The organism is Pantoea phytobeneficialis, from assembly GCF_009728735.1.
GTDB classification, from domain to species: domain Bacteria; phylum Pseudomonadota; class Gammaproteobacteria; order Enterobacterales; family Enterobacteriaceae; genus Pantoea; species Pantoea phytobeneficialis.
This window is the reverse complement of record NZ_CP024637.1, coordinates 30,710-49,675: the sequence shown is the minus strand read 5'-3', so window position 1 is coordinate 49,675 and position 18,966 is coordinate 30,710. Positions and strand designations below refer to the sequence as shown.

Annotated in this window: 19 protein-coding genes; 11 read left to right on the top strand and 8 right to left on the bottom strand. The window is 54.1% G+C overall.

Annotated features, from left to right (window positions below; genetic code table 11):
• Positions 1-22: 22 nt before the first annotated feature.
• Together CTZ24_RS20425 and CTZ24_RS20420 are read right to left on the bottom strand one after the other, a co-directional pair.
• The gene (locus tag CTZ24_RS20425) at positions 23-658 is read right to left on the bottom strand and encodes a GntR family transcriptional regulator (protein WP_208726029.1); all 636 of its coding nucleotides are present in this window, start codon (positions 656-658) and stop codon (positions 23-25) included.
• A 149-nt stretch (positions 659-807) separates the two neighbouring features.
• Positions 808-1,575, bottom strand: a complete 768-nt coding sequence (locus tag CTZ24_RS20420; RefSeq protein ID WP_208726028.1) for an SGNH/GDSL hydrolase family protein — start codon at positions 1,573-1,575, stop codon at positions 808-810.
• Positions 1,576-2,146: 571 nt separating this feature from the next.
• On the opposite strand from CTZ24_RS20420, the gene CTZ24_RS20415 reads away from it, so the two are divergent.
• Positions 2,147-3,274: an acyltransferase family protein gene (locus tag CTZ24_RS20415; protein ID WP_208726027.1), complete on the top strand. Its 1,128-nt coding sequence runs from the start codon at positions 2,147-2,149 to the stop codon at positions 3,272-3,274.
• Positions 3,275-3,322: 48 nt separating this feature from the next.
• Here the strand turns inward: CTZ24_RS20415 and CTZ24_RS20410 are convergent, their stop codons facing one another.
• From CTZ24_RS20410 to CTZ24_RS20395, 4 genes are all read right to left on the bottom strand, one after another.
• Positions 3,323-4,255 (bottom strand): sugar kinase, encoded by a 933-nt coding sequence (locus CTZ24_RS20410; RefSeq protein WP_208726026.1) that lies wholly within the window; start codon positions 4,253-4,255, stop codon positions 3,323-3,325.
• Positions 4,256-4,306: 51 nt separating this feature from the next.
• The gene (locus tag CTZ24_RS20405; protein ID WP_208726025.1) at positions 4,307-4,963 is read right to left on the bottom strand and encodes an RraA family protein; all 657 of its coding nucleotides are present in this window, start codon (positions 4,961-4,963) and stop codon (positions 4,307-4,309) included.
• A 28-nt stretch (positions 4,964-4,991) separates the two neighbouring features.
• Positions 4,992-5,951, bottom strand: coding sequence for a C-terminal binding protein (locus tag CTZ24_RS20400; RefSeq protein WP_208726024.1), 960 nt, complete (start codon positions 5,949-5,951; stop codon positions 4,992-4,994).
• A gap of 127 nt (positions 5,952-6,078) precedes the next feature.
• Positions 6,079-7,422, bottom strand: coding sequence for an MFS transporter (locus CTZ24_RS20395; protein WP_208726023.1), 1,344 nt, complete (start codon positions 7,420-7,422; stop codon positions 6,079-6,081).
• A gap of 638 nt (positions 7,423-8,060) precedes the next feature.
• Here CTZ24_RS20395 and CTZ24_RS20390 point away from each other — a divergent pair.
• Positions 8,061-9,299 carry an L-dopachrome tautomerase-related protein gene (locus CTZ24_RS20390; RefSeq protein WP_208726022.1) on the top strand — a complete coding sequence of 413 codons (1,239 nt, stop codon included), beginning with the start codon at positions 8,061-8,063 and terminating at the stop codon, positions 9,297-9,299.
• Between the two features lie 199 nt (positions 9,300-9,498).
• Here CTZ24_RS20390 and CTZ24_RS20385 read toward each other — a convergent pair whose 3' ends face one another.
• Positions 9,499-10,047 (bottom strand): helix-turn-helix domain-containing protein, encoded by a 549-nt coding sequence (locus tag CTZ24_RS20385; RefSeq protein WP_013511189.1) that lies wholly within the window; start codon positions 10,045-10,047, stop codon positions 9,499-9,501.
• A gap of 101 nt (positions 10,048-10,148) precedes the next feature.
• Here CTZ24_RS20385 and CTZ24_RS20380 point away from each other — a divergent pair, with 101 nt between their 5' ends.
• Both CTZ24_RS20380 and CTZ24_RS20375 read left to right on the top strand, forming a co-directional pair.
• Positions 10,149-10,814 (top strand): AzlC family ABC transporter permease, encoded by a 666-nt coding sequence (locus CTZ24_RS20380; RefSeq protein ID WP_208726021.1) that lies wholly within the window; start codon positions 10,149-10,151, stop codon positions 10,812-10,814.
• Entirely contained in the window at positions 10,814-11,134 is a 321-nt protein-coding gene (locus CTZ24_RS20375) for an AzlD domain-containing protein (RefSeq protein ID WP_013511191.1), read from the top strand. Before CTZ24_RS20380 ends, CTZ24_RS20375 begins: the two co-directional genes overlap by 1 nt.
• Here CTZ24_RS20375 and CTZ24_RS20370 read toward each other — a convergent pair.
• Positions 11,116-11,658 carry a GNAT family N-acetyltransferase gene (locus CTZ24_RS20370; protein WP_208726560.1) on the bottom strand — a complete coding sequence of 181 codons (543 nt, stop codon included), beginning with the start codon at positions 11,656-11,658 and terminating at the stop codon, positions 11,116-11,118. The two genes, CTZ24_RS20375 and CTZ24_RS20370, sit on opposite strands and share 19 nt — an antisense overlap.
• A 61-nt stretch (positions 11,659-11,719) precedes the next feature.
• On the opposite strand from CTZ24_RS20370, the gene CTZ24_RS20365 reads away from it, so the two are divergent.
• The 7 genes from CTZ24_RS20365 to CTZ24_RS20335 all read left to right on the top strand — a co-directional run bounded on the left by CTZ24_RS20365 (position 11,720) and on the right by CTZ24_RS20335 (position 18,926).
• The gene (locus tag CTZ24_RS20365; RefSeq protein ID WP_208726020.1) at positions 11,720-12,190 is read left to right on the top strand and encodes a GNAT family N-acetyltransferase; all 471 of its coding nucleotides are present in this window, start codon (positions 11,720-11,722) and stop codon (positions 12,188-12,190) included.
• 43 nt (positions 12,191-12,233) lie between these two features.
• Positions 12,234-13,202, top strand: a complete 969-nt coding sequence (gene corA, locus CTZ24_RS20360) for a magnesium/cobalt transporter CorA (RefSeq protein ID WP_208726558.1) — start codon at positions 12,234-12,236, stop codon at positions 13,200-13,202.
• A gap of 325 nt (positions 13,203-13,527) precedes the next feature.
• The gene (locus CTZ24_RS20355) at positions 13,528-14,922 is read left to right on the top strand and encodes an amidase (protein ID WP_208726557.1); all 1,395 of its coding nucleotides are present in this window, start codon (positions 13,528-13,530) and stop codon (positions 14,920-14,922) included.
• Positions 14,923-15,048: 126 nt separating this feature from the next.
• The gene (locus CTZ24_RS20350; protein WP_208726019.1) at positions 15,049-15,846 is read left to right on the top strand and encodes a DeoR/GlpR family DNA-binding transcription regulator; all 798 of its coding nucleotides are present in this window, start codon (positions 15,049-15,051) and stop codon (positions 15,844-15,846) included.
• The gene (locus CTZ24_RS20345; RefSeq protein ID WP_208726018.1) at positions 15,785-17,059 is read left to right on the top strand and encodes a Zn-dependent hydrolase; all 1,275 of its coding nucleotides are present in this window, start codon (positions 15,785-15,787) and stop codon (positions 17,057-17,059) included. Before CTZ24_RS20350 ends, CTZ24_RS20345 begins: the two co-directional genes overlap by 62 nt.
• Positions 17,056-17,991 (top strand): phosphotransferase, encoded by a 936-nt coding sequence (locus CTZ24_RS20340; RefSeq protein WP_208726017.1) that lies wholly within the window; start codon positions 17,056-17,058, stop codon positions 17,989-17,991. The genes CTZ24_RS20345 and CTZ24_RS20340 overlap by 4 nt, the downstream gene beginning before the upstream one ends.
• Positions 17,988-18,926 (top strand): choline kinase family protein, encoded by a 939-nt coding sequence (locus CTZ24_RS20335; RefSeq protein WP_208726016.1) that lies wholly within the window; start codon positions 17,988-17,990, stop codon positions 18,924-18,926. The genes CTZ24_RS20340 and CTZ24_RS20335 overlap by 4 nt, the downstream gene beginning before the upstream one ends.
• Positions 18,927-18,966 lie beyond the last annotated feature (40 nt).

The following is an 18,966-nucleotide window of genomic DNA, read 5'->3' as shown; positions in this document are numbered from 1 at the left end:
AGCAGACCCGGCACAGGCAGGATTACAGCAGACCCCAGTAAGCGCCGAATTCCGGCAGGATATGTCCCTGCAATGCCACCAACGCGCTGTCGTAGTCGTTATTACGCAGCGCGGTAACGATAGTGACGTGCTGATCCCATGAACGATGCATATGTTCGTCGTTACTGCCGAGATAATTACGGATAGTCGCCATGCGCGATGAGATCAGGGTGTAGGCTTGCTCAAGATAGGGATTCTGGCACCAGGTAAACAACGCCTGATGGAACAGGTTATCCAGGCGGATATATTCGACGCTGGAGCCGTTATTGATGCAGAACTCCATGTTATCAAGAATCGCCGAAATCTCCTGCACCAGCTGTTTCGGGTTCTTTTTCAGGGCCAGTTCCATCGCTTTCGATTCCACATAGAAGCGAAATTCGAGCAAATCTTTAAATTCCAGGTCATTAAGACTAAACACAAAGGTGCCGCTTTTGGGCTTAATCTGCACCAGGCCTTCGCTTTGCAAACGACGTAAGGCATCGCGTACCGGGGCTTTACTGGCGGCTAAGCGAGTAGCAAGGGCAGATTCTGAAAGCTTACCGCCCATCGGCAGCGAACCATTAACGATCATGTCCTTGATTCGTTTGTACACCACATCTTTCAGAAGATCCTGCGCCATAGTTCTGCTATCTGCTCCACACTGATTAGAGGAGTATGTATACCAGAAATGTTGCCACACGGACATGGAGGAAATCGCGCTATGTGCAGGCAGATTACGTAGCGACGCGATTTATCGCGCGGTAAAAATACGCGCAATAAATTGCGCCGCTACCGGTGTGTGCCTGCCGCCGCTAGCTGCGCGCCATAATGCGCCACCAAAACCGAGAACGTCTCTTCCGCTTTGATGCGATAAAGTTGCTCCGAAGGATGAACACAATCTGGTGATAACAAAGACTGCCAGTTATTCATGTTCAGGATACGTTGGTATTGTCTCGACAATGGTACGGATTCTGCGCGCGCCAGCTTATCCAGTTGTGTGACATAAGGTCCGATATTCCACCTGGCTGCACCGCCGCAAATAGGGTGGGGTTCCTGTAAAATCACCTCCTTACCGGCAGCACGAGCAATATTCACCAGTTGCGCCATGACCTTAATGTATTGATCCGGGCTGACGCGATAGTCAGGTTCAATATCCTGGTAATGGAAATGTCTGGCATCGTTAGTGGCAAAGTTCAACAGGATGATTCTGGCTGGAGACTTTTTCATCTCCTCGCGCCAGCTTTTATTGTTCTTATAAAAGTATTTACCGTTCAACAGATCCATCGCCTGGGATGACGATGCGCCTTTATTCACAACCTGAATCCCATCGCCGTATTTGTCTTTGATAAATTGGTTGATCAGGCCTATTTCATTATTTTTTATAAAAATGGGGTGTACTTTGCCATTTTCCCGCACCGCCATTGCACCCTGAGTGCTGGAACCACCATAGGCTTCAATAATAAACTTATTTTCGGTATTGTTTGCTGCATAAACAAACGGACTCAATGCTGTGATGACAAGAGATAACGCGCTAAGGAAGTAAAATATCGCTTTCATCGCTAATCTGCCTTTTCTTTGGAGTGTGAATAGCTTCTGATGAAAAGAGTATATATGCCACGTTCAGGCATAATAAATACCATAAGAGCATTCCTAAACCTTGCGCAATTCTAAAGATATTGTTAATTGAACCTGGTGATTTTTTATTATTTTATTTAAAATCATGGTGATACGATTATTTCCCCTTTCCTTTTTGAATTATTTGTTTAGCGGTATTTATTTTTATTATTTTATTTTGATCGAAAACTGATTATATATTCTTTACATTGTAATCATATGCAAACCTATTGTAAGGATACCTGCTTTTTAGTGAAATGCTTTTGTCACATTAGATAAATCATCCAGTTAGTGAGTTTTATCTTAACCTCGATGATATCACATTAATTCATCAAGTTACGCTTCGCTTTATCAGGTTAATCTTATCAGGATTAATTTTTCTTTAGAGTTGACAAGATTTTGCAATAGCGATTTTCCTAAAATGTGTAAACGAACGCTAAACAACCATACGAACTGTTAGCATCAATCTCATCAGTATCACGTCCTTTAAATAATTCATCTTCGAGGTGTGAACATGAATACGCCGTCGTTTTTGTCTGGCCGAAACATCGGCCTGGATTTGCTGCGCGCGGGATTAATTCTTGAGGGTGTTCTCTTACATGCTTCAAGAAGTCTTCCGGGTGAAAATGGCTGGTATTATGTTGCGCAGCGTGATCCATCGGAGTTATTTACCGCTTTCCTCAGCATGTTCCATACTTTCAGGATGGAGGTGTTTTTCTTTCTTTCGGGGATGTTTTCTGCCCTGGTGGTATTACGTAAAGGGCAGCAGATGTTTCGTGATAATCGCTTGAAGCGAGTTCTGGCTCCGCTTATTACCGCGTATTTATTCCTGCCACCGCTGATGTATATTATTGCCTGGCAAATGAAAGGAACGCCGTTAACGTTAGCTGGCTGGTTACACAGTTATTCAATGATGCATCACTTGTGGTTCCTGGTTTCACTGTCAGTGATGTCATTAGTCATCCCCCCGGTATTTTATCAATTTGCTGCCAGACAGCTCGAACGATTATCACTGCCGTGGCTACTGGTGACCCTGATTGCGCTTGCCAACATCTGCTTCTTTCTTAAGTTCCTGGTTAAAGGGCAGGGGGAGTTTATCGAGTTGGTGCCGGTGACTGCGCGTTTTCTGGTGTACTATGCGGCTGGCTATGCGTTGTACGTTAATCGCGAGAAAATAGCCACTTACGTCAATTCCTGGATAATAAATAAGTGGTTGATTGCGGGAATGGCGCTGGTTACCTGGCTGGGATTTTACGTCGTTGCTCATCATCATATTGCCAGCGCGTTAAAATATCTGCCGGTGCTGGCAGGTAGCGTTCTCTCGTTCCAGCTTGCTTACTGGCTGGTATTTATCTTTGAACGCCTGCCGGTAAAGGAAAATCCGTTACTTACCGGCGTGGTCGATTCCGCGCTGATTATTTATCTGTTGCATTATCCGGTGGTGATCACTTTCTCCTGGCTGATGGATGTCTGGTTGCCAGCCAATCTGTCGATTATCTATGTCCTGATCAACTGCTTCATTGGCGTCGCTTTCAGTACCCTGTGCTATTTGCTCATCAAACGATCGCGTATCGCATCAATGTTGTTCGGGTTAAAGGTGAAGACGAAGAAAGCCGCAGTGCCGGTGGCGGCAAGACTTTGAGACCGTGCCAGCCCTGTCGAAAGTGGTGAGAATGGGCTGGCACAGGATTTAACGCGCCTGGTGCAAAAAGGCCTCAACCTGCGCACGGGTGGGAATTGGCGCGACTGCGCCATAGCCGGTGGTGGTAAGCGCGGCGGCGGCGTTAGCGTAGTGCAGGGCGTTTCGCGCGGCATCGCCCGCCAGCAATCGAGTCAGGAAGGCACCCGAGAAGCAATCGCCCGCGCCGGTTGCATCGACAGTGGCGACCTGGTGCCCGGTCGCCACCACGCGTTCCTCTGCGCTGGCATACATCGCGCCTTCACTGCCCATTTTCAATACGACGTGTTTCACGCCAAGATGCAGATAAAAATCGGCAATGGCATCGGCATCCTGTAAGCCGGTCAACAGTCGCGCCTCATCAAGGCTTGGCATACAAATATCCACCAGACGCGCAACCTCATGGATCACCGCACGAGCGCGGGCCAGCGGCCACAGTTTCAGGCGCAGATTGGTATCGAAAGAAGTCAACGTTTGATGGTTACATGCCAGTTCCAGTGCGGCAAAGACGCTGTCGCAGGCGTTGTCACTGATCGCCAGGGTAATGGCGGAGGTATGCAGCAGTTTTGCCGCGGCAATCGCGGCTTCCGGTAAGTCCTTCGGACGCAGACGTGAAGCCGCAGAGCCTTTGCGATAAAAGGTGAAATGGTGGCCGCTGGCGTCGTGACTGATAAAATAGATACCGGTCGGCGCCTCTTCGTGGCGCAGCACCCAGTCGCATCGGACATTTTCCTGCTGCCACAACGCGACAAATTGATCGCCAAACACATCGTTGCCGAGCTGTGTAAACATCGCCACCCTGGCACCCTGACGAGCGGCGCTGACGGCAAAGTTCGAGGTGTCGCCGCCATAACCGCTAAGATAGCTGACCGGTTGTTGTGCCTGCGGTAACTGACTGAATTCGTACAGTGGTTCACCGAAGGAGAGAATATCCAGATCTTTCATTATGTTGTCCTGTCAGGCGGCCACAGCAGGGTACCGGGCCGCTTCTCACGGTTAAATGCGGCCGTATTTAGCCAGGCCTTCGCGCAGCGATCCTGACTGGATAATCAGCTTAGCCTGCTCCAGCTCGCGCTGGTCGATGGATTTGGACAGTTCCAGCACCGCATCAACGTGGGCTTTCGGCACACAAACCACGCCATCAACATCACCAACAATCAGGTCACCAGGGTGAATGGTCACTTCACCCAGCTTCAGCGCGACATTCGCATCAAGGGTTTTGAAACGACCCAACGTGGTGCCAGGGGTGACGGTTTTGGCGTAAACCGGGAAATCGTAATCACGGCGGATCTCAGTAAGGTCGCGTACACCGCCCATCAGCACCGCGCCTTCATGTTTATTGGCGACCGCACCTGCGGTCATCAGTCCACCCCAGACGGCAACGTTCTCCAGCGCCGGGCTGCCGCCAATGACAATCACTGAACCCGCTTCGGACTCATCAATGGCATCCAGTGCGTGTTGCGGTGGTAATTTTTCGTCTGTGACATCTTCCAGAATCGTGACGGCCGGGCCGACGATCTTCTTGTCATTGATACGGTTTTTCACCTCAAACGGCAGAAACATGGTTTGACCGACAATCTGGTCGCAGGCATCGGCAATCGATGCGGTAGAAAAAATGGCGCGATAACCGTCAATAATCTCTTTGCTATACATCTTGTTTTCCTCTTGGCAGGGCGGGTGATTAGCGATTCACCCAATTCAGGGGTTTGTTGCCTTCAAAGACACGCAGCACTTCCTGCGCGGCTTTGCGTTGCAGTTCAATCACCGACTCTTCGGTGAACCAGGCGGTATGGTCGGTACAGATCACGTTGGATAACGTCAGCAGCGGATGGTCGGCGCGGATCGGTTCCTGTTCGAACACGTCAAGGCCAGCAGCAAATAACTGACGGTTTTGCAGTGCGTGGAACAGGGCAGTTTCATCGATCAGGCCGCCGCGCGACGTGTTCACCAGCACACTGGAGGGTTTCATCAGCGCCAACTGTTCAGCACCGATCAGATGGCGGGTTTTCTCCGACAACGGGACATGGAGGGAGATGAAATCGGCTTCGCGACACAGCGTTTCCAGCGAGACACGCACCACACCGGCATCTTCAGCGGCTTGCGCATCCAGCAGCGGATCGCACACCAGCAGGGAGCGAAAACCGATGCCACGCGCTTTGGCGGCGAGGCAGCGCGCGATGCGGCCAAAGCCAACAATGCCCAGCACTTTGCCGCTCATGCGAAACATCGGCTCGGCCTGACCAATATTCCACTGGCCGTGATGGACCTGATGATCGCGCGAGGTTATGCGGCGCGTAGCGGCCAGCAACAACGCCAGCGCGTGTTCGGCCACGTCTTCGGAGCCGTAATCCGGTACGTTCGCGACATAAATCCCTTTCGCTTTGGCGGCCACGAGGTCGACGTTATCGACCCCCACGCCGTAGCGCACAATCACCTGACATTTATCGAGTGCGGCGATCAGGCTGCTATCAAGACGCGCTTCACGCAGCATCACGGCATCGGCGTCACGCAGCTGCTCCCGTTTCGTTTCCTGGGAGGCATTGGCAGGGACGACCACAAATTCAGGATGAAAGGCGGCGAGAATGGCTTCTTCTTCGCGGTAATGCTCGTAACCCGGTTCAAGAACCACAATCTTTTTCATGACGACCTTCTTAAAAACTGACATGTTAGTTTTAATTTATGTTGCCGATACCAACCGGTATCAGCAACGGGTTATTCTGATAATGGTGATTTACTTCACATTTATTGTTTTAATCTGAAATGTCAGATTAGTGACCTGGCATGGGGGCGGCGGTGGCGGGTTCGCGCTGGCGTTGCAGCCATTTGATGATCATCACGGTGCTGATCCCACCGACCAACATGACGATGCTCAGATACACCATCGGTGCGGTCGCGCTTTGCATTTGGTCACGTACCAGTGGAATGGTGTTCTGGGCGAAGAAGCCGCCGAGGTTAGCCAGCGAGTTGATAATCGCGATTCCCGCCGCCGCTGAAGCACCGGAAAGGAATTTGGTCAGATTCCAGAAGCAGGGCTGGATAGCGAACACCGACAGCACCACCCCGCAGATAAAGGCGAAACTAATGACCGGCTGGCTGGCGAACCACACTGAACCAATCAGACAGGCGGCGGAAGTGAACATCGGCAGGGCGACGTTAACGAACGGGTTATTGGTGCGTTCCGGTTTGTGCGTCAGCCAACGCAACATGATCATCACCAACGCCCAGGGGATCATATTGACGAAGCCGTTGGTCATATCAGAGACGCCGAAGGATTTGACGATGGTGGGCATCCAGTAGCTGATGCCATAGGCACCGAAGCAGATAAAACCGTACACCAGCGCCAGCGACAGCACGCGTTTATCGGTCAGCGATTTAAACAGGGTATCGACGGACTTATCGCTCTCCTGGCGGCGTTCTTCCTCCAGGCGCTGCGACAGCCACTGCTTCTGCTCGCGTGTCAGGAAGGTGGCATGGGTCGGGCTAATCGGGAACCAGGCCATCACCGGGATGATCAGCAAAATCGCCAGCAAACCGGTCATCAGGAACAACCACTGCCAACCCTCATAACCCATAATGCCGTGCATACTCAGCAACGCGCCGTTCAGCGGTGCGCCAATCATATTGGCGAACATGCTGGCGGTAACCAGAAAACCGACGATGCGTGGGCGATATTTAGTCGGGAACCACTGCGTTGAGTAGTAAATCAGACCTGGGTAGAAGCTGGCTTCCGCCAGACCTAGCACGAAACGCAGGCTGTAGAACATGGTCAGGCTTTGCGTGAAGGCGAGGGCGACAGTGATGATGCCCCAGGCGGCAAGGCTTAAGGCAAACCAGCGTTTTGCCCCGACCTTCGACAGGATCAGGTTGCCCGGAACGCTAAAAATCAGGTAGCCGATAAAAAATAACGACGACCCTAAGCCAAAAGCCGATTCACTCCAGCCGAGGCTGCTGACCATCTGCAACTTGGCGAAACTGATGTTTTGTCGATCGATATAGGCCACCACATACATCGCCACCATCAACGGGACCAGCATGGTGATGATTTTACGGATGGTACTGTGTTCAAGGTCGCTAACGAGGTCGCGCGCCTTATTCTCTGTCAAAGTGCTCATGGCTGCTTTCCTGATTCTTATACGATTGAATGACAGCGTGAGAAGCCGCGAAAAGCGAACGTCTGCTCCCTGGTGGGTGGCGGTACAAAGCAAGGTTGAGGTAATCCCTTTGCTTTGCGCTGACGTTAACTTCGCGCTGAATGTCACTGGGTTAAAACTGACATGTCACAAATCTATCAGGTGGCGGACATAAAGTTAGCTACATGTTAGTCATTTGCTAAATTGATCACAAAAACGGCAGCGGTTAACGCGTTAGTGTGATGCTTATCACGCAGAGAGACGGGTTGAGCATGGATTTTGCAGGATCAGGAAAAATTCAGAAAATGATCAGTAACATGTTAGTTTTATAATTTCATTAATTTCCTTTTTTATCATATCGATAGATTATTTTTTGTTTCTTTAAATTCACCGAGCCGACCAGGTGAGCAAATGCCGCCAGCAAACAGAAGTGGGTATATTCTCTCATATCACCCCGACTGATGGCCGCTATAAGCCACGCTGATGTCTGCAATCGATTTTGTGAGGCCGTATGCAAAATCGCCAGTTACCCCCTTTACCTGTTGCCAATGAATGCTAGATTCTGACATGTCAGAATTCGACAAATAATCACAATAAAACCATCCTTCAGGGGTAAAACTATGTTCTATGCATCTCCCTCCTATCCGCTAAAAAAATGGTCTGCATCTCTCCTGCTGTTGACCGCAGCCGGCGTTGGCTTACCGGCACTGGCGGCGACGCAACCTAAACTGGATGTGGTCGCAGAATGGAATCGCCTGCCGTATGACCTGAGCGATCCGGCAGCGGCGGCCGCGTGGAAAAACAATGACACCAAGGCTATGCTGCACGGCGTGAAGGTTGATGCACAGGGTAACCTGTACGTCAGCACCGCCCGCTGGGGCGGCCCGGAAGTCCCGGCAACCTTGTCGAAACTGGTGAAAAAGGACGGGCAATGGCTGCTGCAACCCTTTCCCAGCGAAGCGATGAACGACGTACATAATCCACAGGGTTTAAAAGCGGTGCTGGGATTTGAAATTGATCGCAACAACGTGATGTGGATTCTCGATCAAGGGCATATTGCGGGTGCACCCAATAAAGCGGGTGATGAAAAGCTGATCGCCTGGGATTTGAATAAAAATAAAGAAGTGGCGCGTTATACCTTTACTAACGATCAAGTCGACTTTACCTGTTCGTTCCTGAATGACGTCGCAGTGGATAACGACGCAGGCGTGGTGTACATCACCGATTCCGGCATCATGTGTCATCCGCTGAAAGGCGGTTTGCTGGTGTATAAAATGAAGACCGGGGAGGCAAAACGGGTGTTATCTGCGCCGGAATGGGTTAACGATCAACCCGGTTTCACCTTCAGCATCCACGGCGAAAAGGTACTGAAGGACAAAGACGGCAAAGCCAATCCGATGTTGACCGGTGCTGACGGTATCGCGCTGTCTGGCGATAAGAAAACGCTCTACTGGACTAACCTTACCGGCAATCGGCTGCTGAAAGTACCGACTTCAGTGCTGCGCAATTTCAGCAACAGCGAAGCGCAAATCGAAAAGGCGATCAAAGTGGACACGGTGCTGCCGTCCAATACCGATGGCATCACGGCAGACCGTCAGGGCAATCTTTACCTGACGGCGCTGACGCTTAACGGCCTGATGAAACGGGATGGCAAAACCGGTAAGGTCACGCCTTTCGTCACCAGCGATGCGATTGCCTGGCCCGATACCATTGGTTGGGGACCGCACGGCGATCTCTATTTTGTCAGCAATCACCTTAACAGCTGGGTCGGTGGTGAGATGAATTTTGATAATCCGCCGGTGCCGAATTTCCGCATCTATAAAGTGCATGTGGGTGGCACACCTTATACCGCAAAATAATCCTGTACTGACGGGAAATATTGGCTGATTCCGTAGCGGCGCAATTTATTGCGCAATGCTGTGCATTATGTCGGAAACCTCGCGCGGTAAACCGCGCCGCTAAGGGCTGAACGTAACCGTAGCGGCGCAATTTATTGCGCGATTCTGTGCATGATGTCGGCAAACCCGCGCGGTAAACCGCGCTGCTACGTGTCAGTCATTAATTTTGCTCCGACAACTGCACGGCCAGGGTGTTTGGCTCCAGCGCTTCAAACAGATGCGGTTCATCTGCGGGATAACAAATATAATCGCCGGGGCCGAGCAGCACTGGCGCATCGCTGGGACCGACCAGTGCGCGACCCTGCGCGATAATCACATGTTCCACCGAACCCGGCGGATGGGGTTTAGAGGCACGCGGTGCGCCTGGCTGGCTGGTGATCAGATAAAGGTCGCGGCGGCCGCCCGGTGGGCAACTGGCCAGCAATGCGGCCTGATAATCGGCCAGTTCGGCAGACACCACCATCCCTTCGCCTTTGCGGATCACCTGCAAACGCTTCACTTCCGGCTCCATCAGTCGGGCAAACGGAATATTCAGCGCGACACATAACGACCACAGTGTTTCGATGCTGGGATTGCCGTTGCCTGCTTCCAACTGAGAGAGGGTAGATTTAGCGACACCGGCGCGGCGTGCCACTTCTGTCAGCGAAAGCCCGGCGCGCTGGCGTTCACGCACTAATCCGGCGGCGATAATGTCAATCGGCGGGGTCACAGCTACTCCTGTTCGTTATAGCGAACAAACGTTCATCTTGTAAAACGGTATCGAGCCGTTCATTATAACGGCTTTCTTGTTCGATATGAGATGATTTTGTTATGCGTCTGGGAGCAGTGCCTCTGGATAAAGGGGTAATAAAAGCGATATTCCTCGTCTGTCTGGCTGACGGTATCGTCGGACTTTCTTATGGTTCACTGGCGGTGGCAGATGGTTTCCCGTTGTGGGTGCCAATGGCGCTGTCTACCCTGGTGCTGGCTGGCGCATCCGAATTTCTGTTCATCGGGATTGTTGCCGGTGGCGGCAGTCCGTTTACCGCCGCCGCAGCGGGTTTATTGGTCAATGCCCGTCATCTGCCGTTTGGCATTGCGGTTAAGGATTTGGTTGGACAGGGTGGGCGGGCGTTGTTTGGCTGCCACATCATGAATGATGAAAGCGTGGTCTTTGGCATCTCGCAACCCAAACTGGCGCAGCGTCGCGCGGCCTACTGGATTTGTGGCCTGGGTATCTTCGCGATTTGGCCGCTCAGCGTGATCAGCGGCGCGGTGATTGGGCGTTTTATCCCGGATGTCTCGGTGATCGGTCTGGATGCGGTGTTTCCTGCCATCCTGATCGCATTGATTTTCCCGGCCCTGCGCCAGCGCCGCACCCGTATCCCGGCATCGCTCGGTGCGTTGCTTTCGGTGCTGGCAACCCCGTTTGTCCCTGCCGGTATGCCGGTGCTGTTTTCGTTGTTAGGTTTGCTGAGCTGGAGGGAGCGTAAATAATGGAAAATGGATTAGTCATTGCGGGGATTGCGCTGCTGGCAACCGGAACTTACCTGATCCGCTTCGCCGGTTTTCGTCTCGGTAGTCGTATGCAGATGTCAGAGCGGGCGCGCAGCATGTTATCCGATGCCGCCACCGTGTTGCTGCTGGCGGTAGCGGTCACCACCGCGCTGTTTGAAGGTACGCATTTTGCTGGTGTCGCGCGAATCGCCGGGGTGTTGTTTGCGGTGTTCCTCGCCTGGCGCAAAGCCCCGTTGATTGTGGTGATCATCGGTGCGGCGCTGATGACGGCGATCCTGCGTTATCTCGGTGTGCCCTGATCGCGCCAGCTCTGCGCACGTAACTCATAAACCAGACTGGCGGGTGCGCCCGGTATATCTTCAACCCGGTCATAACAGCGCAAACCCGCCTTCTCCAGCACCTGTTGCGAGGCGAGATGATCTTCCCGCACCGCAGCATCAATCACCGGCAGCTGGCAGTGATCAAAGCCATAAGCAATCACCGTACGGGCAAACTCGGTGGCGTAACCGTTACCCCACGCTGTTTTTGCCAGCCGGTAGCCCAAATTGTTTACCGGCCTGCCAGCAAACTCCCGCACCGTTAAACCACCAAATCCCAGTACCTCGTCGGATCGCTCGCGCAGGCAAATCGCCCAGTTGCCAAACGGATAGCATTGCCAGTGCGCCAGCCAGCGTGTTAACACTTCTTCGGTAAAAGCGAGATCAGGAAAGGGGCCGGCAGGATTAAACATTTGCGTGCCGGGATCACCATAGATGGCGAACAGCGTATGCAGGTCGCGCGCTTCAACCGGGCGCAAAAACAATCGCGATGACAACAGTTGCATAGGATGGCCTCGTTCATCTTCCTGATAGCGGTTTTCGATTATAGGCACACCAGGAGACACCATGACACCTCGTTTAGCCCGCACCGATGAAACCGCCGCGTTGTGGCGGATTCGAAATCTTGCCATCCGTCACGGTTGCCAGTCGGTTTATCCCGCAGAGGTGATCACCGCATGGACACCCGATGCTCTGCCAGAGGGATACTTCGAGGCCGTACGCGGTAATCCCTTCTATGTGGTGGACGACCCCGATTACGGTGTGGCGGCGACCGGTTTTCTCGATCTGACTGGCGGTAGCGTGGAGGCGATTTTCACCTTGCCGGTGTGCAACGGTAAAGGTTACGCCAGCGCCATTATGCAGACCCTGATGATGGAAGCACGGCAGCGTGGATTCAGCCAATTGACGCTGGCGGCGACCCCTAACGCCTGTGGCTTTTATCAACGTCATGGCTTCAGCATCGTAAGGGAAAGCCTTTATCATTCGGCGTTGGCGGGGGCGGCGTTGCCCTGTGTTGAGATGGTGCGGGAGCTTTAAGACTATGATTACAGGACGTCAGCCCTGGAAGGATCTGAAAAAGATGGTGATTAACTGCGTGGTCTACCGCCACGGACAGCGTGAAGAAAATGTCGATATCAGTGACATCAGTGAGGTGCTGAAAGAAGACAACACCTTTGTCTGGCTGGGTTTATACCAGCCCGATGCGGCCTTTATGCAGACTCTGCAACAGGAGTTCAGTCTGCATGAACTGGCGATTGAGGACGCGCTGGTGGCGCATCAGCGTCCGAAGATTGAACAATACGGCGAATCGGTATTTGTGGTGGTCAAAACGGCCCACCTGGATGCTCAGCAACGGATCAGCTTCGGTGAAACGCACTTCTTCCTCGGTAAAAATTTCCTGATCACCGTGCGACATGGTTCGACTGATGGTTACGGTGGTATCCGGGCGCGTGCGGAAAAAAACCAGGCGATGATGAGCGAAGGTCCGGCGTATGCGATGTACTGCATCCTGGACTGTATCGTAGATAACTACAGCAAAATCACCGCCAGCCTGAGCCAGCGCATCAGCGCGATGGAAGATGAGATGTTCAGCACCCGTTTTCACCGCGATACGCTGGAGGAGGTTTACCACCTGCGACGCGAACTGCTGTCGCTGCGCAATGCGGCGATGCCGGTGACCGAAATCTGCCCGCAACTGGTGCGCTTCCATGAAGATCTGGTGCCCAAAAATCTGCGTGCCTACCTGCGTGATGTGCAGGACCATGCGCACCATGTCATGATCGATGCTGAAGATATGCGCGAAATGCTGACCAGCGCCATGCAGGTGAATCTGGCGCTGGTGTCGGTGCAGCAGAGTGAAGTGAACAAAAAGTTGGCGGGCTGGGGCGCGGTATTGATTGTCCCCACCATCATTTTCAGCATGTACGGCATGAATTTCGCCGATATGCCGGAGTTACATACCCATTTTGGTTATCCGGTGGCACTGGGCGTCACCCTGACGATATGTGGTTTTATGTGGTGGCGACTTAAACGTTCGGGTTGGTTGTGATCGGCCATCAAACGATTTTGTTATCACTGTGCACGGTAAAGCGGCGATTTGCGTGTCGCCGCATACTCCGCGCAATTATCCACCTGGCAACAGGCTGGCTGACATCTGTCCCGGTCGCTGCCTTCTCGCCAGCGAAACATACAGCTAACCGTCACCTGAATAACATTTCCTGCTGTTTCCCGTCATCACGCTTTCTTATTACTTACCCACAATAAATACAACATATCCCACATTAACAACATAATTCGGTCTTGCATCCTGCTGCGACTATGCCACTATCTGCTCAACAGTTAGTCAGCCGTGAAGAGTGTGAAATATGCAGGATATGCCGGATTTGTTGACCGCTGCGGCGCAGATTAGTCAGGGTAAAAGCAGCAGCGTGGCATTGGTGGAAGGTTGTTTACGTCAGATAAAAACCCACAATCCCACATTGAATGCATTTGGCGATGTTTATGACCAGCAGGCGCTGGCGGAAGCGGAAATCTGTGACCGTGAGCGGCAGCAAGGAAAATTGCGCGGTCCGTTGCACGGTGTACCGTTTGGCATTAAAGACCTGTTTGCCACTGCCGGATTACGTACCACAAAAGGTTCGCTGACGGCGCTGGATAACGTACCGGACAGCGATGCGCCGATTATTGCGCGCCTCAAAGCGGCAGGGGCGATCATTATTGGCAAAACCGCCACCACTGAATTCGGCTGGACCGGTTCCAGTTATTCGCGCGTGTTTGGTCACGGCCGCAATCCGTGGGATCCCACATTGACCAGCGGCGGCTCCAGTTCCGGGTCGGCGATCAGCGTGGCGGCGCGGATGGTGCCAGCCGCACTGGGATCGGATGGTGGAGGATCGGTACGCATTCCCGGCGCATTTTGTGGCATTTTTGCGCTCAAAGCCTCGTTGGGGCGAATCCCCACCTGGCCGTGGTCAGCCACCGAGATGCTCAGCCATGCCGGGCCGATGACCCGCACGGTGCGCGACAGCGCGTTGCTGTTTGACTTGCTTTCCGGCCCGGATGCGCGAGATCACCAGGCGCTGCCTGCCAAAACGGAAAGCTGGCTGGCAAGGTGTGATGCGCCACTGCCCCGTCTGCGCGTGCATTACAGCCCGACCTTATTCAATACGCCGGTGGATGATCGCATCGCCGCCTGTGTTGAGCAGGCGGTTGAACACATGGCACACGCGCTGCCCGTGACGCTGACGGCCAAAGCGCTGAGCTGGCAAAGCCCGTTTGCCACCTTTGACACGTTGTGGAGCGGTGGGCGAGGGGTGGCGTATGGCGCGGCCCTGCAACACCAACATCATCAGCTGGACCCCGGTTTTGCCGCGCTGATTGAACGCGCACAACGGATTGAACTGGCGGATTACCTGGCTGCGCAAAAACAGCGCGCCGCCTTTGCCGGTCAGGTGCATGCGCTCTTTGACGAAGTGGATTTGCTGATCACCCCGACGCTGCCGGTGCTGCCGTTTGCTGCCGATCGTCACGTTCCTGAAGGCCAGGCGGATGGCGACAGCGGTGTCGAGTGGGCGCGCTGGACGCCCTTTACCTGGCCGTTCAACCTGAGCGGCAATCCGGCCGCCACGGTGCCGTGCGGATTTACCCCGGAAGGCTTGCCAGTAGGGTTACAGGTGATCGGTCGTCGTTATGCCGAAGGGGAGGTGTTGCAGTTCTGTGCCGCGCTGGAAGCGTTAATGCCGTGGGATCAGCATCAGCCCAAATTATAAACGTCGCGCGATAAATCGCGCCGCGACCATAACGCGCGATCTTTTGTAGCGGCGCGATTTATCGCGCAAGGCAGAGGCAGGGGACGGGTATACTGCGGTTTTCGCCGCAGAAACAGAAGGGTAAGTATGATTAACCAGCCGCGACTCGATGAGATCAAACGGGTATTGAGCCACGACAAACGGGTGCGCGTCACTGAACTGGCGCAGAAGTTTGTGGTATCGGAAGAGACCATCCGCCGCGATTTGAAGTATCTGGAGGAGCAGGGCGTGCTGCGCCGGGTGCACGGTGGGGCGATTTTGCCGGTGCCAAGCGAGGAACAGCCGCTGCAAATTCGCAGCCGTATCAAACCGCGCGCCAAACTGCGCATGGGGCAGTTGGCAAGTGAGCTGGTGGAGGAGGGTATGGCGCTGTTTCTTGATACCGGCACCTCTACGCTGGCACTGGCACAGCAACTGACGCGCTTCTCGCGGCTGAAGATTGTCACCAATTCACTGGATATTGCCACGCTGCTGACGCAGCAGAGCGAAAACGCTGTGACGCTAACACCAGGGCGCGTCAGGCGAAACGATAACGCACTTATCGGTCCCCATACGCTGGATTTTGCCCGGCAGTTCCATTACGACATCGCCTTTATGGGGATCGGTGCGGTGGACCGGGAAAATGGCTTTATGGACTACGAAGAACCGGAGGCGCTATTACGGCGCGTGCTGAGCACGCACTGCCGCCAGAGCGTGATTCTGGCGGATGAAGGCAAATTTGGACTGCGCACTTTTATTAACACGTTGCCGTTCAGCGCGGTGGACACCTTAGTGACCAACGTGCCGCCACCGGCAGCTTTTGTAGCAAGTCTGGAGAACGCACATGTCAACATCCTCCATCCCGGCAACGCTGCGGATGACGCCACGCGACTATCAGGCATTTGATGCGCTGTTTGAACTCAGCAGCCGCATTGGTGCCACGGCGGCGGGTGGTCTGCACCGCCTGACAGCCAGCGCCGAAGATCAACAGGTGCGTGATGCCTTTTGCACCTGGCTGACCCGGCAGGGTTTTGACGTAAAGATTGATGAAATCGGTAATATTTTTGGCCTGATCACCTTGCGGCCGGGGGCTCCCTGGTTGCTGTGCGGCTCGCATCTCGACAGCCAACCGCTCGGTGGTCGCTTCGATGGTGCCTACGGTGTCACTGCGGCGGCAGCCACCCTCGTGTCGCTGGCGCGACAACTGCGTGAGCAGAACGAACCGGCGCAATACAACCTGGCGGTGGTCAACTGGACCAATGAAGAGGGCGCACGTTTCCAGCCCAGCCTGATTGGTAGTTCATTTTTCACCGGCGCGGTGACGCTGGATGAGGCACTGGCCTGCACCGACGCCGATGGCTTCACGCTGGATGCGGCATTACAGGCGATTGGTTATCGCGGCACGGCGTTACCCCCGTTGCCGTTGCGCGCCTATCTTGAGCTGCATGTGGAACAAGGCCCGCACCTGGAACAGCAACGTAAGCAAATTGGCGTGGTGACCGAAACCTGGGCGGCGCTGAAATGGCAGGTGACGTTTCGCGGTGAGCAGAACCATACCGGTCCGGCGTTGATGAGCCGTCGGCGCGATGCGTTGCTGGCGGCGGCCCAGACTATCGTAGCGGTGCGGGCGGAAGCAGATCGTCACGGCGAGGTGCTGCATACCTCGGTGGGGCGTCTTGCCACCACCCCCAATTCGCCCAACGTGGTCACCTCCGAAGCAACGGTCTGGATCGAATTTCGCTCCGCCGACGAGGCGTTACTGCATCAGTTGCGCGCCAGTTTCAGCCAGCAGATGCAATCGATTGCTCTGGCAACGGCGACCGATGTCAGCCTGGATCGGGCGCAGTTCCGTCCCCGCCAGCAGTTGGATAGCTTGCTGGCACAACGCGCCCTGCACCTGGCGGAGCGCATCGGCCTGAGCGCCATACCGCTGCGCAGCGTGGCGGGGCATGATGCCATCAGCCTGAGTTATCACTGCCCAAGCGCCTTGTTGTTTGTGCCGAGCGTGGGTGGCTTATCGCATAACGAGCGTGAATTCACCGCCACTGAAGATCTCCACCGTGGCCTGGATTTGCTGATGGCGTTGTTGAGTGATCTGCTTCTGGAGGAGACGGCATGAACGCGCGTTTAGAACAGGTGTTGCAGCAATGGCAGCCCGGCCAGCGCTTCATTATTCAGCCCGGCACCGCTGGTGTCGCTTCCCCCCATCGTCTGGCGACCGAGTGGACGGGGTTCTGGCTGGAGAGCGCCGGTCAACGTTTCTATGCCAAGGTGTTATGTGATGACCAACGCGCATTGCTCGACGTACACCGCAGCGCAGAAATCAGCCGTCAGGCCGGTGAGCTGGGGATTGCTCCGGTGCTGTGCCATGCCGATGAGGCGGCGGGCGTCCTGATTTTTGCGGCGCTGGATGATGATTTTCGCTGGGCGAAGCTGGCGCACTTCAGCGATCCGAGACAGTTTGGTGCGCTGACCCGTACCCTGGATCGTTTGCATGAAGCGGCATTGCCGCTGCCTCAGCACTCGCGTCAACAGGACATGCTGGCCCTGCGCCAGCAACTTCAGCAGGCACAAGTGGTACTGCCGGAGGAGATGGTGTGGCTGGGCGAGTGCGTGGATCTCGCCTGGCAGGCGTTAAATGCATCGGCTTTTACCCCGGTATTGATTCACGGCGATCCGATCGCCAGCAACTGGATGGTGAACAGCCAGGGGGAGTGGCGTCTGCTGGACTTCGATTACGCGGCGCAGGGTGATGCCTGGCACGATATCGCCACCTTAATCCATGAACAGTTGCCAACCGATGACCGCTGGCGCGATGCCATCCGTAGCTGGCGTGGTGAATGCCGCGAAGCCGATGTGGCGCGCTGCCGCCTGTATGCGCTGGTGGATGATTATCACTGGACGCTGTGGGGCATGCTGAACGGCCATACCAGCCTGCGTGGGCTGGAATTTGCCAAGCTGGGTCAGTGGATGTTATTGCGCTGTCGCCAGAGCGCACGCGATCCCCGATTCGAACGTTGGTTAACCCTGACAGCGGAGCAGACAGCATGAGTAAACAACCCGGACAAGCCGTCAGTTGGCAGGAACAGCGTCTGGAACAGGCGATCGCCGCGATGTCAGGCTGGCAGAATAAAACCATCCACTATCGTCCGGTAAGCGGCGGGATTTCCAACGCCAACTGGCATGTTGCGGTGGAAGGTGCGCCCTGTGCTTATTTCGTCAAAATTCCCGGCGAAGGCACGGAACGTTTTATTAACCGCGACACGGCACATGAAGCCAGCCTGAAAGCGGCACAAACCGGTTACGGCGTGCCGGTGGTCGCTTATCTGCGCGAGCTGGGGGTCGAGGTTTTTGAGTTTATCGACGGCTGGCGTGCCTCCTCCAATCTCGACTTTCAACAGCAGGCGGTTCGCCATCGGGCGCTGCACGCGTTGAAGAGTTTTAACGATCAGCCGCTGCTCACCGAGGACAAAACGGTGTTTGCTATGTTGAACGAACATATCGAACAGGTGCGCGCCCTGAATGCGCCATTCTCTGCCGATGCGGTGTGGCTGCATAAACAGGCACAACGTGCACAACAGGCGTTGGAAGCGGCGGGTATTGATCGCGTGCCCTGTATGAATGACACTCTGGCGGGCAATTTTATGCTCAATGCCAGCAATGATATTCGGCTGGTCGATTTTGAATATGCCTCGAATAACGATCGTTGTTATGAACTGGCATTATGGTTCGGTGAGATGTTCTTTACGCCACAAATTGAGCTTGAATTGCTGGAGGATTATTTTGGTAGGGTGGATGGCGCGATATTTGCTCGCGTGCAAATCCATAAATATCTTGCCGATATGAAGTGGTCAACCTGGGCAATTATTCAGCATCAGGTCGCGGATATTGATTTCGATTTTTCTAAATATGGCCGCTGGAAAGAGTTGCGCGCCCGTAGCGTATTAAACCATCCCGACTGGGAAAATTGGTTGCGCGCACTGTAATCATCTTATTTATTTTTTAACACCACAGGGGAAGGCTGTC

Bases quoted from the DNA above. Each gene is read 5' to 3' on its own strand.
- corA (WP_208726558.1), top strand. From the start codon at position 12,234: ATGGTGATTAACTGCGTGGTCTACCGCCACGGACAGCGTGAAGAAAAT.
- CTZ24_RS20420 (WP_208726028.1), bottom strand. From the start codon at position 1,575: ATGAAAGCGATATTTTACTTCCTTAGCGCGTTATCTCTTGTCATCACA.
- CTZ24_RS20400 (WP_208726024.1), bottom strand. From the start codon at position 5,951: ATGAAAAAGATTGTGGTTCTTGAACCGGGTTACGAGCATTACCGCGAA.
- CTZ24_RS20380 (WP_208726021.1), top strand. From the start codon at position 10,149: ATGCGTCTGGGAGCAGTGCCTCTGGATAAAGGGGTAATAAAAGCGATA.
- CTZ24_RS20375 (WP_013511191.1), top strand. From the start codon at position 10,814: ATGGAAAATGGATTAGTCATTGCGGGGATTGCGCTGCTGGCAACCGGA.
- CTZ24_RS20405 (WP_208726025.1), bottom strand. From the start codon at position 4,963: ATGTATAGCAAAGAGATTATTGACGGTTATCGCGCCATTTTTTCTACC.
- CTZ24_RS20395 (WP_208726023.1), bottom strand. From the start codon at position 7,422: ATGAGCACTTTGACAGAGAATAAGGCGCGCGACCTCGTTAGCGACCTT.
- CTZ24_RS20340 (WP_208726017.1), top strand. From the start codon at position 17,056: ATGAACGCGCGTTTAGAACAGGTGTTGCAGCAATGGCAGCCCGGCCAG.
- CTZ24_RS20370 (WP_208726560.1), bottom strand. From the start codon at position 11,658: ATGCAACTGTTGTCATCGCGATTGTTTTTGCGCCCGGTTGAAGCGCGC.
- CTZ24_RS20350 (WP_208726019.1), top strand. From the start codon at position 15,049: ATGATTAACCAGCCGCGACTCGATGAGATCAAACGGGTATTGAGCCAC.
- CTZ24_RS20365 (WP_208726020.1), top strand. From the start codon at position 11,720: ATGACACCTCGTTTAGCCCGCACCGATGAAACCGCCGCGTTGTGGCGG.
- CTZ24_RS20410 (WP_208726026.1), bottom strand. From the start codon at position 4,255: ATGAAAGATCTGGATATTCTCTCCTTCGGTGAACCACTGTACGAATTC.
- CTZ24_RS20335 (WP_208726016.1), top strand. From the start codon at position 17,988: ATGAGTAAACAACCCGGACAAGCCGTCAGTTGGCAGGAACAGCGTCTG.
- CTZ24_RS20415 (WP_208726027.1), top strand. From the start codon at position 2,147: ATGAATACGCCGTCGTTTTTGTCTGGCCGAAACATCGGCCTGGATTTG.
- CTZ24_RS20390 (WP_208726022.1), top strand. From the start codon at position 8,061: ATGTTCTATGCATCTCCCTCCTATCCGCTAAAAAAATGGTCTGCATCT.
- CTZ24_RS20355 (WP_208726557.1), top strand. From the start codon at position 13,528: ATGCCGGATTTGTTGACCGCTGCGGCGCAGATTAGTCAGGGTAAAAGC.
- CTZ24_RS20345 (WP_208726018.1), top strand. From the start codon at position 15,785: ATGTCAACATCCTCCATCCCGGCAACGCTGCGGATGACGCCACGCGAC.
- CTZ24_RS20425 (WP_208726029.1), bottom strand. From the start codon at position 658: ATGGCGCAGGATCTTCTGAAAGATGTGGTGTACAAACGAATCAAGGAC.